The 17,243-nt window shown below is 59.8% G+C and carries 15 protein-coding genes; 2 read left to right on the forward strand and 13 right to left on the reverse strand.

Annotation, left to right across the window (positions count from 1 at the left end):
* Window positions 1-72: 72 nt before the first annotated feature.
* The 6 genes from AC3WMV_RS09465 to galE all read right to left on the reverse strand — a co-directional run bounded on the left by AC3WMV_RS09465 (window position 73) and on the right by galE (window position 6,270).
* Entirely contained in the window at window positions 73-2,151 is a 2,079-nt protein-coding gene (locus AC3WMV_RS09465; protein WP_027611486.1) for a YjbH domain-containing protein, read from the reverse strand.
* Window positions 2,148-2,909, reverse strand: coding sequence for a capsule biosynthesis GfcC family protein (locus tag AC3WMV_RS09470; RefSeq protein WP_096797782.1), 762 nt, complete (start codon window positions 2,907-2,909; stop codon window positions 2,148-2,150). The genes AC3WMV_RS09465 and AC3WMV_RS09470 overlap by 4 nt, the downstream gene beginning before the upstream one ends.
* Entirely contained in the window at window positions 2,906-3,571 is a 666-nt protein-coding gene (locus AC3WMV_RS09475; RefSeq protein WP_096797781.1) for a YjbF family lipoprotein, read from the reverse strand. Before AC3WMV_RS09475 ends, AC3WMV_RS09470 begins: the two co-directional genes overlap by 4 nt.
* Window positions 3,572-3,579: 8 nt before the next feature.
* Window positions 3,580-4,695, reverse strand: a complete 1,116-nt coding sequence (locus AC3WMV_RS09480) for a polysaccharide biosynthesis/export family protein (RefSeq protein ID WP_177416201.1) — start codon at window positions 4,693-4,695, stop codon at window positions 3,580-3,582.
* Window positions 4,696-4,785: 90 nt separating this feature from the next.
* Window positions 4,786-5,022 (reverse strand): hypothetical protein, encoded by a 237-nt coding sequence (locus AC3WMV_RS09485; RefSeq protein ID WP_003226528.1) that lies wholly within the window; start codon window positions 5,020-5,022, stop codon window positions 4,786-4,788.
* A gap of 231 nt (window positions 5,023-5,253) precedes the next feature.
* On the reverse strand, window positions 5,254-6,270 hold the full coding sequence (gene galE, locus AC3WMV_RS09490) for a UDP-glucose 4-epimerase GalE (RefSeq protein ID WP_103368819.1): 1,017 nt from the start codon (window positions 6,268-6,270) through the stop codon (window positions 5,254-5,256).
* A 389-nt stretch (window positions 6,271-6,659) separates the two neighbouring features.
* On the opposite strand from galE, the gene galU reads away from it, so the two are divergent.
* Both galU and AC3WMV_RS09500 read left to right on the forward strand, forming a co-directional pair.
* A complete protein-coding gene (gene galU / locus AC3WMV_RS09495; RefSeq protein WP_047600100.1) occupies window positions 6,660-7,493 on the forward strand; it encodes a UTP--glucose-1-phosphate uridylyltransferase GalU in 834 nt (277 codons plus the stop codon).
* Window positions 7,494-7,531: 38 nt separating this feature from the next.
* Window positions 7,532-7,936, forward strand: a complete 405-nt coding sequence (locus AC3WMV_RS09500) for a phosphohexomutase domain-containing protein (protein WP_103368820.1) — start codon at window positions 7,532-7,534, stop codon at window positions 7,934-7,936.
* A gap of 90 nt (window positions 7,937-8,026) precedes the next feature.
* Here AC3WMV_RS09500 and AC3WMV_RS09505 read toward each other — a convergent pair whose 3' ends face one another.
* From AC3WMV_RS09505 to AC3WMV_RS09535, 7 genes are all read right to left on the reverse strand, one after another.
* Window positions 8,027-9,154 carry an SGNH/GDSL hydrolase family protein gene (locus AC3WMV_RS09505; protein WP_103368821.1) on the reverse strand — a complete coding sequence of 376 codons (1,128 nt, stop codon included), beginning with the start codon at window positions 9,152-9,154 and terminating at the stop codon, window positions 8,027-8,029.
* A 211-nt stretch (window positions 9,155-9,365) separates the two neighbouring features.
* Window positions 9,366-10,409 carry an acyltransferase family protein gene (locus AC3WMV_RS09510; protein ID WP_103368822.1) on the reverse strand — a complete coding sequence of 348 codons (1,044 nt, stop codon included), beginning with the start codon at window positions 10,407-10,409 and terminating at the stop codon, window positions 9,366-9,368.
* 12 nt (window positions 10,410-10,421) lie between these two features.
* Window positions 10,422-11,525 carry a hypothetical protein gene (locus AC3WMV_RS09515; RefSeq protein WP_003226536.1) on the reverse strand — a complete coding sequence of 368 codons (1,104 nt, stop codon included), beginning with the start codon at window positions 11,523-11,525 and terminating at the stop codon, window positions 10,422-10,424.
* A complete protein-coding gene (locus AC3WMV_RS09520; protein ID WP_103368823.1) occupies window positions 11,516-12,745 on the reverse strand; it encodes an MATE family efflux transporter in 1,230 nt (409 codons plus the stop codon). The genes AC3WMV_RS09515 and AC3WMV_RS09520 overlap by 10 nt, the downstream gene beginning before the upstream one ends.
* Window positions 12,742-13,854 (reverse strand): polysaccharide pyruvyl transferase family protein, encoded by a 1,113-nt coding sequence (locus AC3WMV_RS09525; protein ID WP_096797763.1) that lies wholly within the window; start codon window positions 13,852-13,854, stop codon window positions 12,742-12,744. Before AC3WMV_RS09525 ends, AC3WMV_RS09520 begins: the two co-directional genes overlap by 4 nt.
* Window positions 13,855-13,868: 14 nt before the next feature.
* On the reverse strand, window positions 13,869-14,951 hold the full coding sequence (locus tag AC3WMV_RS09530; RefSeq protein WP_027611474.1) for a glycosyltransferase: 1,083 nt from the start codon (window positions 14,949-14,951) through the stop codon (window positions 13,869-13,871).
* Between the two features lie 40 nt (window positions 14,952-14,991).
* A complete protein-coding gene (locus AC3WMV_RS09535) occupies window positions 14,992-17,220 on the reverse strand; it encodes a polysaccharide biosynthesis tyrosine autokinase (RefSeq protein WP_103368824.1) in 2,229 nt (742 codons plus the stop codon).
* Window positions 17,221-17,243: the final 23 nt, after the last annotated feature.

The raw sequence follows: 17,243 nt of genomic DNA on the forward strand, positions 1-17,243 counted from the left end.
AGCAGAGATGTTGAATGTGCCGACGCCTTCGCGGGCAAGCCCGCTCCCACAGGTCCCGAGAAGGCCCGGGGTTTACTCGGTAATCTTCGAGAAGTTGCGGTAGAACATGTCACCCTCGCGACTATCGGTCATCGAGTGCAGCTGGAAGCTGCGATTGAGCCTGGCGCCGCCGTCACGGGTCAGGGGGGCCCAGACCAGGTTGGCGCGGCGCATGGTCGACATGCTCATCATTTCGTCGAACGGGATCGACAGGTAGATGCCCTTGTCGAAACTACCCTCCCCGTACTCGGCACTGCCAGCCGTGGTGATCGTCGCCCAGGCACCGAAGCGCACCCCATTGAAGAACTCGCGGGAGATGTCCAGCGTGCCGCCCCAGTCGCCGGCCAGGTAGCGACCGACGCTGACCGCAGCCAGTGTGTCGTACGGCAAATCGGTATAACCGGTGATGTGCCCGGTCCAGACCGAGTAGTCGCGCAGGCCGAAACCCTGGTCGAACTCGCGCTGGCGCACATAGTTCAGATCCGCTCCCACCGACCAGCGCTCACCGGTCGGCCGGAACAGCACCTCACCGCCGACACCGGCAAACATCGATTCCAGATAGCCGCCGTAGACCATGCCATACAGGTCCTTGTCCAACTGCTCGGCATGGCTGACCTGGAACAACGGCATGGTCACTTCCGAGGTGGTCAGATATTGACGCAAATCGGTACGCACCCGCGGCAGGCCGCTTGGTGCATCGTAGGTGAACTTGTCGAAGTTGTTCACCAGGTTGGCACTGAGCAGACCGTTCCACCAGGTGTTGCGGTTGAAGCGGTACTCGGCATCCGCGTCGGCACTGAACTGATAGAGCAAACCATCAGGCCCGCCAACGTTCTGCTTGAAGCCCAGCCCAACGCCATAATTGAAGTGCTGCGGCGCTTCGCTGTAGAGGGTTTTCTCGTTGTGCGGCATCGCCGGGTTGATCTCGGTGGTGCGGTGCAACGACTCCAGCGGCTCCTCGTTGTTGATCACTTCGCGGAAGGTCTGGCGCGGCACGCTGGTCTCTTCCAGCGGCAGGTCGTAGCGCTTGTTGACCACGGTGAACCAGTTGATGTCGTCGTTCACGCTGTTATCGAGAATCCGGCTCGCGCGGCCAACGGCCTTCGACGAATGGAAGTAACGCTGCTGCTCGCCGTAGACGATCAGCTCGGAATCACGCTGACTGATGCGCTCGACCTTGTACCCGGCATTCTGCTGCAAGCGTTGCGACACGTCGGCCCAGTTGACCTGTTCCATCGGCGTGGTCGGCATCTTCGCCGGCAGCGGCTCCGGCGTCGGATCGTAGGTCTTGGCCGGCGCCTTGCGGCTGACGAAATTGGTGTGGAAGGTGATGCCGAACATCGCCGTGTTGCCCCGCTCCCATGCCGCGCTGACGTCCACCGAATCGGCCACCTTGAACACCGCGCCGAAGTTGATCGGCGAGTCTTGCTTGATCACGTTGTCCTTCGGCTCGTGCTTGTAGTCGTTGCCTTCGTATTCGAGCTTCAGGCTGAGTCGATCCCACGGCGTCTGATAGCTCACACCACCGAAGAACGACGGCCTACCGCGAAAGTACGAGCCGGAGTTGACGTCACCGGTACCCTCAAGGGCCGGCCGGGTGTCGAAGCGATCACTGACGTAACCCAGCGGGTTGTCGAGATCACCACGATTACCGAGATAACCCCAGGCAATACCGGCGCTGAAATCGAAATTGTCGAAGCGCTTGTTAGCGACGAAAAACTCACTGGAGAACAAGCCCGTACCACCGATGTCTCGGAAGCCCAGCGCGACTTCCGGCGCCCAATGGCTTTCCTGCCACAGCCGGACTTTGGCGTCGACCGCCTTGTCCTTGTAGCTCTGGCTGCCACTCAGCGCCTCAGAGCCGTACGGCCGGTTGGTGATCGCGGTGTAACGGAACGAACCTTCGAGCCAGTCCAGTGGCTGCAACGACACGCTGTAGCGGCTGTAAGGCTCGGTGCGGTTGGCGTTGACGCTCAGCTCTCCGGCCGGGGCCATGCGCGCGGTCGGGGTCTGCAACAGACCGGTGCCGCCGAAATCATTTTGGGTAATACGCGGCTCGGCATGCACCAGACCGCACGGCAATAACAACACAGCTGCAAAACGTAACTTCAACGAACCACCTCAGCCAGCTGCGTGGCAATCAATTCGGCCAACTGCTGATTCAGTTCAGGAACAGGCGGATCCAGATCATCGTTTTTCACCGGCACCAGAATCTTGCTGCCGGCCACGGGGAACTGCCCGCTCTCGCGATTCCAGTGCGCGATACCCACGCGCCGCACCGCACCATTGGGCTGGATCAGCCACAGGTAATCGGCCTCGGCATCGTCCAGCGGCGTACAGCTTTCCAGGTACTCGCGCGCCTCCAGCAGAGGCTGATAAGGCAGGTGGCAGGTCTCGGCAACCGCGCCCAGCACTTGCACCTCGTCGACCCGTTTCGGGTAGATCAGCCGATCGCCATCGTCGAGACGAATGTTGCGCGCGAAACCGACTTCCACCGCGACCGGATCGAGGTCCGCCACCTGACGCCCGGTGACCGGCATCTGCCGCACATGCTCGGCCAGGCGCAGCGCCAGCGCCGCGCGACTCGGGCGGTCAAACAACGAGGCCATGCGCTGCAACACATCGAGATCGAACAACACCCCGGCCTTGAGTCGGGCCTGTTCTTCCAGCAACGACTGACGCAGCAACACGCCGGCCAGCCAGTAACCCTCGGCATTCGGCACCGCCACGCTGATCACGTCGAGCAAGCGCCCGCCCGGCGGTAATTCCACCGGCCCCGGATTGGCCACATCACCACTGACCGTGACCGCTGCCTGACTGATGCCGCTGAGCAACAGCAAACCCGCCGATACCATCCGTAAGCGCTTCATGGCAGATGCCTGCGATCAGGGGTCAGTTGCACGATGCGCACACGCATTTGCGCGGTCAGTTGCTGCTCGCTCTGCAGGATGAAACCGTCCAGCGGATCGACCCAGTAATGATTGGTCGCGCGCAGCCCGATCGCCGGGACGTCGATACGTTCGTCGACACGCAGCACGGTGTATTCCTTGTCGAGAATTTGCAGAGTTTGCGTGGATCGGCGAGAGAACCGGCTGTTGACGATCAAGCCGACTTCCTGGCCTTTGTACAGGTCGATCCAGCGCTGACTGGTGAAACCATCGACGACTTGATGCAGGCCGCGTTTGAACGGTGCGTTGTCGGCCAGCCGCGTGCCGTCCAGGTCGCCCTCGACGCCGAGGCCGATGGTGCGCACGGCGAGGCCATCACGCAGCAGCAACACCTGTTTACCGGAGGCGACCCAGAACTGCAGGTCTTCACGCTCGCGCACCAGCGCCAGCACCCCGGAGCCAGACGGCGTGGTCAGTTTGACTTGCGGATACTTGACCTCGGCCACCTGGGCCGCGCTCACGTCCAGCTCGTCCGGGCCGATCACCGCCGACTTGAGGTTGCGCACCGAGGCGGTCATCAGCGGGTTACAGCCACACAACATCAAGGCCGCCATCAGGCAGACGCCAACTTTCAAGGTTTTCACGGTCGGCCTTATTTGCTGTTGTTACTGAATTCGCTCCAGTTCTTCGCAGCGGAAGCCCCGGTCCCGACAATCGATGCCGACGGCACCAGTTGGCTGATGAAGCGGTTCCAGCGCGTGACGTTGGCCGGGCCGACGTACACCACGTCCTGCGGACGCACTTCAAAGTGCGAAGCGAGTGCCATGGCGGTCGGCGACTGGGCTTCCAGTTGATAGATCTTCGCTGGCTCGACATCGAGGTTTTCCACCCCGCGAATCACGTACACCGCGTTGCCATTGGAGGTGGTCTGGCTCAGACCGCCGACCGAACCGAGCACGTCGGAGAGGTTCATCGTCGCGGTCTTGAAACTCAGCGCACGGGGCTGATTGACTTCGCCCATGACGTAGATGCGCTTGTTGTCGTTGTACGGCAGGTACAGCTGATCGCCGCCCTTGAGGAAGACGTGCTGCAACTCGGAATCCTGCTGGTTGAGCGAGTCGAGATTGAGCGGATACACCCGGCCATTGCGGGTCAGCAACAGGCCCGACAGGTCGGCGTTGTTGGTGTCGATGCCGGCAGTGCCGAGGGCTTCGACCACGCTCAACGGGTTGGTGGAAATCGGCTGCGGACCGGCCTTGGCCACGGCGCCCGAGACCACCACTTTCTGACTGGCGAAACGCAGCACCGCGACATCCACCTGCGGCTCGGCGATGAACGCCGACAGCCGGGTTTCGATGTCCGAGCGCAGCTGTTGAATAGTCTTGCCGGCCGCCTGCACTTCCTTGATGAACGGGTAGTACAGCGTGCCATCGGAGCGCACCAGTCGACCGTTGGCGTCGATCTGCTGTTGTGCCCCCGATGGCGCGGTCAGCTCCGGGTGATCCCAGACCGTGATGTACAGCACATCGTTGCTGCCGATGCGGTATTCCGCAGGCGTGGCCAACAGTTCCGACGGTACCGTTTCACGCTTCTGCGTGGCACGGGTCATCGAGATCAGCTTGGGCGTGATCGGGATCAGCTCGACCCGACTGCTTTCGCTGGCGCCCTGGCGCGTGATGTCGCCGGTGCTCAGGTATTGGCCGGGGGAAAACATGCAACCTTGCAAAGCGATACTTGCCAACAGCAAAAGAGAAAAACTACGAGTCATAATGGCACTACGCTATTCAAGGGCGAATCTAAAAATAAAGTCACCCGACTTGCGTCGGGCGACCCTGTACTGCACTAACAAATGTTCCTGTTAGTTGTGCGTGCCGGTGGTGCCGGTAGTACCGGTGGTGCCAGTGGTACCGCCGTTGGCACTTCCGCCGCTGTTGGACGCCGCGACTGCACTGGCAACCATTGCAGTACTGGCAGCAGGCGCTGTAGAAGCCGCAACACTGCCAGATACATTGGTCACCGCAGTTAGCGGCGCTTCAGCAGCGGACGCCCAGTTGCTCAACATCGTCAACAGGGCAATCGCCATCACTTTTTTCATATCAACTCCTTTCTAACATTCGACCTGTTAAAAACCGGTCTTTGTTAGCGGTGGTAGCGTTCAAGTCCGCGAAAAGCGCGAACAAGATCCGTCGTTCTTTCACAGTCTTACCCAACTGATAAAAGTCGAACGGCAGGTTTATATCTACGGACTTGCAAAAGGCATTTCCAGCGTATTTTCCCGACGATATCTAACAGCTGACCGAAACTAACATTCAGTATTAGAACGACATCATTCGAGATAACCGCGCGGATGATTCGATTGCCAGCGCCAGGTATCGGTGACCATGTCCTGCAGACTGCGCGTGGCTTTCCAGCCGAGTTCTTTTTGCGCTTTCGAGGCGTCGGCCCAGCTCTCGGCAATGTCCCCGCTGCGCCGTGGCATCACCCGGTACGGCACCGGACGTCCACTGGCTTGTTCGAAGGCATGCAGCACTTGCATCACGCTGTAGCCGTCGCCGGTGCCAAGGTTCCAGGTATGAATGCCCGGACGGTCGGCAATCGATTGCAAGGCTTTGAGATGGCCATCGGCGAGGTCGACGACGTGGATGTAATCGCGCACTCCGGTGCCATCGATCGTCGGGTAATCGTCGCCGAAAATCGACAGTTCCTGCAGGCTGCCGACCGCGACCTGGCTGATGTAAGGCAGCAGGTTGTTGGGGATGCCGCTGGGGTCTTCGCCCATATGCCCGCTGTGATGCGCGCCGATCGGGTTGAAGTAACGCAGCAAGGCGATGCTCCAGCGCGGCTCGGCCTGACTCAGGTCGCGCAGCACGTTCTCGACGATCAGCTTGGATTGACCGTAAGGGTTGGTCGGAATGCCGGTGGGGAAATCTTCTCGGATCGGCATCTGCTCAGGCTCGCCGTACACCGTGGCCGACGAACTGAACACCAACCGGAACACCCCGGCCGCCGCCATCGCCTGACACAGCGTGATGCTGCCACCGACGTTGTTTTCGTAGTAATCCAGCGGCTTGCGCACGCTCTCGCCGACGGCTTTGAGCCCGGCAAAATGCAGCACCGCGTCGATCGCATGCTCGCGGAAAATCCGGTCCAGCAACGCCCGGTCGCAGACATCGCCGCGAATCATCAGCGCACTTTTGCCGCAGATACCTTCTATCGCGTGCAGTGCCGCATCGCTGCTGTTGCAAAGATTATCCAGTACAACAACTTCATAACCTGCTTCAAGCAGCGCAAGTGTGGTGTGCGAGCCGATATAGCCGGCGCCACCCGTTACCAGAATCTTCATAGCGCGGTCCGTCATTGGATAAGTGACAAGTAGCCTGTCAAGTCCCTTTCATTGAATCTGTGGCGCACCACACAAATAAGGACGACAACAGCCTTAAACAAAATTAGTTCAACCACTGGCAATAAATATTTTTGCAGGTCAAACTGTATTGCCCGGTACTTATTAGCACCCCAAGTACACTCATCACTATCAACAGATACCGACTAAAAATAACTAATAATGCCTTAACCGACATCTCATAACATTGTCATGTTTTACCCCCTGCGCTAATTGCCATTAACAACCTGACTCAGGTATTAAAGTACTCGTTCAATAATCATTGAAACTTGTGCGCTTTGATAAGTGCGCGCACCCATTGCCTGTGTTCCATGACTGTCCAGGATACTTTTATGATTCGTAAATGTTTGTTCCCCGCTGCCGGTTACGGCACGCGTTTCTTGCCGGCAACCAAAGCCATGCCGAAAGAGATGCTGCCGATCGTCAACAAGCCGTTGATCGAATACGCCGTTGAAGAAGCACGGGACGCCGGCCTGCAACACATGGCCATCGTCACCGGTCGGGGCAAGCGTGCGCTGGAAGACCACTTCGACATCAGCTACGAACTCGAACACCAGATCCGCGGCACCGAGAAAGAGAAGTTCCTCGCCGGCACCCGCGAGCTGATCGACACCTGCACCTTCTCCTACACCCGTCAGGTGGAAATGAAGGGCCTCGGTCACGCGATTCTCAGCGGCCGCCCGTTGATCGGCGATGAACCTTTCGCCGTGGTGCTGGCCGATGACCTGTGCCTGAACCTGGAAGGTGACGGCGTGCTGTCGCAGATGATCCAGCTGTACAAGAAATTCCGCTGCTCGATCGTCGCCATCCAGGAAGTCCCGGCCGACCAGACCCACAAGTACGGGGTGATCGCCGGCGAACTGATTTCCGACGGCATCTACCGGGTCAATAACATGGTGGAAAAACCGGCACCGCAGGATGCTCCGTCGAACCTGGCGATCATCGGCCGCTACATCCTGACGCCGGACATCTTCGACCTGATCGCCGACACCCAACCGGGCAAGGGCGGCGAAATCCAGATCACCGACGCGCTGATGAAACAGGCGCAGAACGGTTGCGTGCTGGCCTACAAGTTCAAGGGCCTGCGCTTCGACTGCGGCGACGCCGAGGGTTATTTGCAGGCGACCAACTTCTGCTACGACAACGTCTACCTCAAGGGCCGCTGAGACGGTCCCCGCCCACTTCTCTTTTCAGGAGGCAACCCATGAACATGGCACAGCATGCAGCAGAGATTGAACGGGAGGTGGGCAACCTCGGCACGGTGAGCTGGCTGTCACACCATCAGCCGTTGGCCAGCGCCAACGAGTCGTGGCTGGGCAGTATTTTGCTGGTGGAACGCATCGGCATGTTTCCCGCGTCCGGCGACATTCGCCGCACGCTGGCGGATCCCTATCCCCTGCTCGCCCATCTGAAACAACGGTATGCCGAGCAGGCGCTGGAAATGGACGATCGTGATGGCCTGAAGGTGATCTTCAGCGACTGGCGCTTCCGCGTACGCCTGTGCTGCAACGAGCCGGCGATCATCATCAACGTCGAGACGCGGTGTGCCACGCAACTGATGCCGCAGAAAACGGCTGAGCTCCTGAGCCAGATAGATAACTTCAAATAAAACACGCCCCCTGTAGGAGCTGCGGCACGCTGCGATCTTTTGATTTTGTTTTCAAGAGCAAGATCAAAAGATCGCAGCGTGCCGCAGCTCCTACAAGTCGCAACTGTCCGCGTTGATGCCACTGACGATCCAGCGATAGAAGTAATCGGCAATCACCTTCCCGCCCGTGGCCGGCTGCGGATGAATCTTGTCCGGGCCGATCATCGCCGCCGCATAGCGTTTGACGTCAGGGCCGAACGCGCATTGCAGATTGGCAAAGCCCAACTGCTGCTCATGCGCCCACGGCTGCAGTACCTGCGCATACGCCGACATCGGATAGGCGCTGGAACGTGTGGTGTCCTGACGCATGATCAGGTTGATGCTCGCCGCCGGTTGGATCTCGCGGATCATCGTTACCAGGCCCTGAACGTTCTGCAGATACTCCGCAGGTTTGACGCCGAAGCCTTGGTCGTTACCGCCGAGCATGATCAGATAAACGTCGGCGGGGATCTTCGACACGGCGGCTTTCCACTGCACCTGCCATTGCGGGTCGCGGTGATAGAAGTCCGCCGAGGCCGCGCCCGAGGCCGCCAGTTTCGAAACACGCACGCCGTTCTGTTCGTTGCTCATCCACAAGCCAAACAAGGTCGGTGCGCCCTTCACCACTTCCAGTTTGAACGACCAGTCTGCCGCTGAAGAGAGACCTGCGAGCGGTACTTCCTGCACGCCTGAACCCTTGAGCGTCAACGGCTGCCAGTCTTCCGAGGGTGTCCAACGGTAGCGCAGCTCACTGGCTTCGCCGTTGCCCAGATAGAGCAATTTCGCCTGGGTGACTTGGGTGTCGATGGCCGGTGTCGGGCTGGCATCGATTTGCAGCCAGGCACCGGGCTTGCCGGTCACCGTGCGGCTGTCGGGGCTGGCTTGGCCGAGGCCGGATACTTGCCAGCCACCACCGAAGTATTTTTCGCTGCTGCGGGTGTATTTGAAATGCGTGCCGCCCAGCGCGGCGCCGTGGTTGAAACCGACGTAACCGGGGCCGGCAAAACCCACTTCGCCGGCCACGCGCTGCACCAGTTTGGTCAGGTAGAAATCCTGCCCGGCGCTGTAGCTGTCGCCGATCACCGAGACCGACAAGACCTTCCCGGCCTTGCCTTCGCGCCACTGCGCAAAGCGCTCGCGGGCATCGCCCACTTCCACCACCGACGCCGCGACGGGCTGAGCGTCATTTACTGCCAACATGCATTATTTCCTTCAGTCTGGAATGGCCCGTTCGCGAGCAGAGGTTGAGGTCATCCACTAAATCCTTGTACACCTAAATCCTGTGGGAGCTGGCTTGCCAGCGATGGCGGTGGGTCAGGCGAATAAGCTTCATCTGATCGGTCCCCATCGCTGGCAAGCCAGCTCCCACAGGGATGGTGTGAGTTCCAGAGATCCTTGCTCGCGAAGCTTTTCAGCTATTGGCCGGCACCACCGGAGCAATGCTCGCCAGCGGTTTTTTCTTCGCCGCACGCTCGCCCAAAAACAGCACCGAGGTGACATTGAAGCGACTGAAAATCATCGACAGCAGCACCGGCCCCAACAGACCCGACAGCAGTCCGCTGAGCACCATAATGCTTTCGTCTTTCACCCCCAGCCGTCCCATGACAAACCGCGAAGTCGCCGCGAACAACACATGGAACAGAAAGATCGCGTAAGAGTAGCCGCCCAGCCAGGTCAGCCACTTCGAGCGCATGTCACTCGACAGCAAGGCGATGCAGGACACGCAGCCCACGGTCAGACCGATCAGACTGCGGCGGTCGACGATCAACTCACGATCAATCGCCGCCACGTACAGCAGCGTCAGCGAGATCAGCACAAACACCAGCGGCCCGATCACCTTGAACCGTTGCTTCAACGTCTCGACATTTTCCTGACCGATCATCCCCGCCACAAAAAACGGCAGCAGGTAAATCGCACCATTGATGCCGAACGCATCGAGCTTGAACGGTGGCAACAGAAACACCGCCGCAGCGAAGGCGGACAGCAGATACAAACGCGTCATCGAGCGCAGCATCCCGCGCCATTCCAGCAGACCGACGAACATGAAAATGATGAACACCGCCTGCAGGAACCAGAAGTGATTGACCGGCACCCAGAACGACAACAGCGCATCGATCACGCCGACGTCCTTGTTCACCCCCGGCCCTACCGCCTGCAACACCGAGAACGGCACACCGACGCAAAACAGCGGTACGATCAGCCGTCGCACCTTGCCACTGAAGAACGCGGAAAAGTCATTGCCGCGAATTTTGTAGATCGAATAGATGTAGCCGGAAATGAAGGTGAACAGTGGCATTCGCACGTACACCATCGAGTCGGCGATCACCCGAAACGGCGAGCCGAGATCGATCTTCAGGCCTCCGCCCAACGGGCCAATGACGTGATAGAGCACCAGCAGCAGGCACGCCAGGCCACGCAGGGTTTCGATCTCCAGCGATTTTTTCTTGCTCGACATACAGCACCTGCCTCAATTCAGAACTCGTGATTCAACCCGCACCGGTTTGTTCGCGCGCAACATCAGGCCCAGACCGACAAACAGCACCGGCACCACCATGGAAAAGTGCCGGGCGAAGGAGCCGAAGTCCGGCTCGAACAAACCCTGCACCAGCAAAAACGCGAGCGGAATCGCGATCAGCTCCTTGGGTTTGGTTTCGATCGGCGCGCCTTTGTAGTCGGTGGAGGTGATGACTTTGAACAGCAGCAGCGCAGTCATGATCATCAGCGCCACAAAGATCACCTGGCCCGGCCCGGACAACAGAATCAGCTCCACCGGGAACGACAGCCGGAAGAAGATGATCATCGAGTCCAGCGCCTGCGAGACGAAGTCACTGCCGCTGAGCCACGAGACGATCAGCGATTTCGAGCCCTCCTCCCCCGCCGTGCGCAACTCGTTGTTGCTGGCGCGAATCGATGACACCGGAAAGCCCAGCGCCAGCTGGATCGCCATGGCCACCGCCAGGTAAAACAGGAACAGCATCAGGAAGAAGGTGAAGCGCGACACGTACTTTTTCATCACGCAGACGCCAACCCACGACAGCGAAAACAGAATCCAGTAAGGCCGGATCAGCACGCCGTAGATCACCGCCGACAGAAAAAATCCGCCGCGGTATTTGCGTGTCAGCGAGCTGAACAAAATGCTCAGCACCGCCACCGAAACGATGATTTCCTTGGTCAGGTTTTCCAGAAAGAACGAACGCACAATCCCCCACAGACACAGGGTGCCGAAGATCGCCAGCGGCATGCGCCGGAACACCACCACCGGAATCGCTGTGAGGAAGAAGTTGCAGAACATTCCGTAGGCCCAGGCGTTGGTCAGGTTGATCCCGGTGGGCCGCAGCAGGAATGCCGAACACTCGTAGGAGGAACGATCCGGTGAGAACGGGTTCCAGAAATTGCAGTTGTCGGCGCGGGCGTAGGACGACCACAAGGTCATCGCATCGGGGCCCGGAGCGCGCGGGATCAGAAGCGGCATCGCCACCGACAGAAACAACCCGGTGAACAGAATCAGGAACGACAGCGAAGAATCGAGTTTGCGGCCGCGAAACTCGATACACGGCAACTTCAACCCCATGCCAGCGCCCCTTTGGCACGGGTCGCCCGAGTCAACACGGCGATCACCCCGAGCTGCACGATAATCGCGAAGACATTGCCCCACGCCGCGCCATAAATCGAATAGTGCTTGATCAGCAGGTAGCTGACCGGCACCGACACCAGCAGACAGATCGCCGCGCTGGCGAATGACACCCGACTGTTTTTCGAGGCAATCAGACCGCCCCAGACGATGTCGCCAATGGCCCGCAGGGCAAAGGAAAAGATCAGCACACCGAGGATCGCGTTATCCGGACGCGGCACGCTGGTGGCGACGTAATCGAGCACCACGTTGAAGAACAGATAGATCAGCACCGCCACCGCCGCCGACACCACTAACGAGCGCATCACCCATTTGTTGACGAACAATTGCTTGACCGTAAATGACTGCTGATCCGCCTGAAACCGCTTGGCCAGCACCGGAATGCCGACCACCGCCACTACCGCGTAAGACAGCGCCTGCAAAGTGTTCGCCGCCGACCACGCGTACACGTATTTACCGAGGCTGGCGTAGGGTTCGAGATCGGCAATCAGAAAGCGCTCGGCGTACTGACTCAGCGCGATCAACCCCGTACCGAAGTAGAACGGCAACCCGGCCTTCCACACGGTCGCGGTAGTCAGTGCTTCGCTGACCCGACCCTTGTGCACATTCACCACGATCAGGTAACCGGCGACGATCACTAGCACGTTGGCGGCCACCCACAGCCACAGCACACTGGCGATGCCGGAGACCCAGTCGAGCATCATCCCGCCCACGGCCAGCAGCGCCCAGAGACCGGTCTTGATGAAGAACAGCAGCGCGCCCGCGGTGGCTTTCTGCGCAGAAAACACGAACGAGTTGATCTCGAATGACAGGTGTTCGGTGAGCAGCACCAGCGTCACGCAGAGGATCAGCGCGGTGCTCGCCTCGACCTGCTGAAACAGCGAGTAAATCCCCACCGTGACCAGCGACAGCAGCAGCCCCACCGCCAGGTACAGCAACAGGACTTTGTCGACCACCCGCCGCGAGCTGCCGCCAACGCTGATCAACCGATTGATCTCGGAACTGAAACCAACGCTGTAGAACTTCGAAGCGATCAGCGACGCCGCGACCACCACGCCATAAAACCCCAGCGCTTCGTAGCCCAGGTAATGGGTGATGGCCAACACCAGCAGAAACTTCGCGCCCAAGGCTCCGCCGCGCAGCAGCAAGCGAAATATCATCGAACGACGCCTTTGATGATCTCGTCCATCATCACCGTCTTGGCTTCGATTTCGCGGCAGGTATCGGTCAGGCGCTTGCCGAAATTCGACAGCGCGTTCGGCGCATACACGGTGTCGATGATCTGGTCGACATTGATGTCGCCACCGTTGATCACCCAGTCTTCCACGCCCATGTCCTGATAGGCGCCAAAGCCTTTGCGCTCATAGCTGATGTGGTACGCCGGGACACCGGACAGCAGCGACTCGATGGCGCCGTGCAGACGCACCGAGATCACCAGGTCCGGCTGATATTTGGCAATCGTCGCCTTCAACGACAGCAGGTCCTCGGTGATGCCCAACTCGCGATAGAACGCACCGTCATCGTTGCCGCGAACGGCGCTCTGCACCGCGCAGACCACTTTGCTTTTGTTCTTCAGACGCTGTAGCAGCAACTTCAGGTTGGCGACGTAGGCGACCTTCTTGTCCTTGCTCCACTCCGGCGGCTTGCGCAGCACCACGCACACGGTGGCCGGCGATGCGGCACAGCGGGTGAACTTCGGTTGCTGAAGGATCTTGCTGGCCAGTGACTGCACTGCCAGATCTGGCGCGCGGTAGACGTTTTCACAGGCATCGAACATTGCCGAGGAGCGGTTATCGCGCACGAACACCGCATCGGCACTGGCGTAGTGCTCGACGATCTGGCGGCTCTCGCCATGGAACGGGCCGATGCTTTGCGGCAGGTACACCGACGGCACCTTGCTGAGGATCGCCGTTTCCAGTTGCTTGGCGTGGCCGAGTTTGAGCTTGATGTGTTCGAAGGCACTTTTCGAGCGCATGTAGCCGCCACCGACGCCGACGATCAGATCGGTCTTGCGCAACAGATCCGCCAGTCCGGCATACGACTGATTGAGGAACACCGCCTGCTTGACCCGCCCCAGGCCCTTGGCCGCCATCACCGGCGCATCGAAACGCGGGTGCGGCAGGTAGGCGAAAGACTGCGGGTCGGACGCCACGACATTGATCGCGGTGTCTTCGCCAAAGTTGCGCTGCACCAACGCGATGGCCAGATCGACGAGCAGGCCGTCACCGGAGTTGGACGCACTGTAGCCATGCAAAATCGTTACGTTCATAAGCTGAGTTCTACTTAATAAGTGGGAGCGCAATACACGTCGTAGGTCTGGCGGATCATCAGCGCGGCGCTGAAACGCTCGCGCACGATGTTCCGGCCTTCGCTGCCGAGGTCGAGCAACCGCGGCTTCTGGATTCGCGCCAGCACGTCGGCCAGCGCCTGATGATCACCGGTGGGAAAGACGTAGCCGGACACTTCATGGGTGACCAGTTCGGGCAGTGACGTGCAGTTGCTGGCGATCACCGGCAAGCCCATGGCCATGCCTTCCAGCGGCACCATGGCAAAACCTTCCCAGCGGCTCGGAACGATCAGCGCGTCGGCCTGTTGATACAGCGCCTGCACTTCGGCCGGCGTGACCCACGGCAGGTACTCGACCGCGTCCATCTCGGGGCACTCGACCGTGTCCTCGTTGACCGCACTGCCGACCACCGTCAGTTTCAGATCACTGCGCTGCACCTTGGCGAAGGCCTTGAGCAGCACGTCGAAACCTTTCTGGTAGTCGAGACGACCGACGAACAGCAGATGGATCGGCGCGGGGCTCTCGGCCTTCGGCGCTTCATCTCGCTGGTGGATGCCGTTGTAGATCAGCTTCATGCGCGAGCGCTGAATGCCGAACCGCGCAGCTTTGTCCATCTCGTAGCGGCTGACGCAGATGATCACGTCGGTGACCCGCTGCAGGACCCGCTCGATCCATGCGTAGATCTTCTGCTTGGTCGGCGAGCTTTCCATCAGGAACGAAAAGGCGTGCGGGCAGTAGACGATTTTCGGCTTGCGCCACGGTCGCAGAAGCACACAGACCACGCGGCCGATCACCCCGGAAAAGGTGCTGTGCAAATGCACCACATCGGGTTTTTCCTTGAGCATCACCCGGGTCAGTTGCCAGGCAAATCGCAGCAGCGAACGCACATCACGCCCGCTGCGTTCGAACGTGCGAATCTGCTGTGCATCAATGCCGTGCAGCTCTTGTTTCTGGTCGAGCGGCACCAGATAGACCAGCTCGTAATTCGAATCCTGCCCTTCGGGCGACGCCGAGATGGTGCGGATAACGGTGGCGACCCCACCTTTTATCGTTTCTGCCACGTGCAGTATTTTCTTCACAACCCACCCACTTTCATGCCTGTTGGAACGTCCCTGAATCTCAGGATTTGTCCGACGCGTATTCGTAGTTGTAATAGCCGTAGCTGCCATTGCCGTAGTAGCTGGCAGCGCGCTTCTCGACGCCGTTGAACACCGCGCCCTTGAGCTCGATGCCGTTCTGCGCGAAGCGGCGAATGGTCGCTTCAATTTCCTTGGCCGGGTTTACCGCAAACCGCGTGACGATCAGGCTGATCCCGGCTTCACGCCCGACAATCGCCGCGTCCGTCACCGCCAGCAGTGGCGGCGTATCGATAATCACCACGTCGTAGCGCTGACTCAGTTCGGCGAGCAGGTCGCGGAAGTTGGCATGCATCAGCAGCTCGGAGGGATTCGGCGGAACCTGACCACGGCTGATGAAGTGCAGGTTGTCGATTTCCACCGTGTTGATCGCCTGCTCGATGCTGCAGCGCTTGACCAGCAGATCCGACAGACCATTGGCGATCGGTACATTCAGCGTCTTGTGCAAGTGGCCCTTGCGCATGTCGGCGTCGATCAGCAGCACGCGCTGACCGCTCTGCGCCATGACCGCGGCGAGGTTGGAGGAGACGAAGGTCTTGCCGACCTGCGGGCTGGGGCCGGAGATCATGATGCGGTTGTTGGTCGAATCCAGCGCGGCGAAATGCAGGCAGGTGCGCAGGCTGCGGATCGACTCGATGGACAGGTCGGTCGGGTTGCGCAGGGCCAGCAGATAGGCCGGCGTCTCGGCGGTGATTTTGGCTCGGCCTTTTTTCGTGTCCTCATCACGCTGCAAGGCGCTGTAGGGAATCGACGCGTACACCGGCAGCCCGAGCTGTTCGATGGCTTCCGGCCCTTCCAGACCTTTGCTCAACGATTTGCGCAACAGCACCAGGGCTACGCCGACAAAGGCGCCGAGGAACGTTGCGATCAGCACGATCAGGGCTTTTTTCGGTTTGACCGGGCTGCTCAGGTCAACATCCGCCGGATCGATCAGGCGCACATTGCCCACCGCCCCGGCGCGGACGATGTCTAATTCCTGGGATTTGTTCAGCAACTGCGTGTAGATCTGCGAAGCCACTTCCACATCGCGGGTCAGGTTGAGCAGCTCCTGCTGCGTGGCCGGCAGATCACCGACCTTGCCTTCCAGCGACTTCTGCTGCTGGGTCAACTCACCGATCTGCGACATCAAGGCGCGATACGCCGGATGCTGTTTGGTGAACTTGCGATCCATTTCCGCCTGCTGCATTTTCAGCTCGGAAATCCGCGTTTCCAGCGCCACGGACTGACCGAGCACCGACTGCGTTTCCAGGGAAATGTTCACGGTCTTGCCGTGGGTCTGGTAGGCGTTGAGCGCGTCGCTGGCCTTCGCCAGATCACGCTTGACCTGCGGCAACTGGCTTTGCAGGAAGGCCAGGCTTTGCGCCGCCTCCGCCGAGGTCCGGCGCACGTTCTGATCGACGTAGAGCGCAGCGATCTTGTTGAGGATCTTCACCGCCTCGGCGGCATCGGCGCTGGCCAGTGCCAGTCGGATAATCCCCGACTCTTTACCTTGCTCGGAGATATCCAGCGCATCCTGGTAACCCTGAATGGTCACGATCCGTGGATTGCGCACCACTTCAAAGCGGGTGCCCGGGTTGGCTTGCAGGCGCTCGATCAAACCCTCGACGCCGTCCTGGGCGAAGGCTTCGCCGGCGACGCCCTCGACCAACAGGTTGTCGTTGTCATCGAGCAACTGAAAGTGCTGTTGTTCGCCAGCCACCAGGGTGAGCTTCTTGCCCAACAACTCTTTGGGCAGATTGAGCCGAGTGAACTCCAGACGCTCGCCGCCCCAGGCGTAGCTGTTGAAGCCAAAACGCGGCGGCGCCACGCTGAACTCGGTTTCGCCGCGATAACGCCGGGCGAGAAAACCGCCGACCACCGGGAAGGTGTTGGGGGTGACGTCGATATCCAGGCGCAGGTCGTCGACGGTTTTGCCGATCACCGCACGGGATTTGATGATGCCGATTTCGGTCACCGACGGCGATTGCCCGCCGAGCATGCTGCTGAGGTCGGAAAAGCCGAGCATGTCGTTCTTTTTCGGTTCGACCTGCACCAGCGCGTTCGCCAGGTACACCGGCGTCGCCAATACCGCATAGGCAACGCCGGCGGCCATGAAGGCACCGGTGAATGCACCGATCAGCCATTTCTGGTCGATCAAACTGCCGAATATGCCGAGAAGATCAATACTGTCTTGATCGTTATCACGGTTGGCGATTACTGACGGTAACTGCATAAGTCTTTCTTACCATTCACTGA

The organism is Pseudomonas sp. FW305-3-2-15-E-TSA4 (assembly GCF_058787295.1).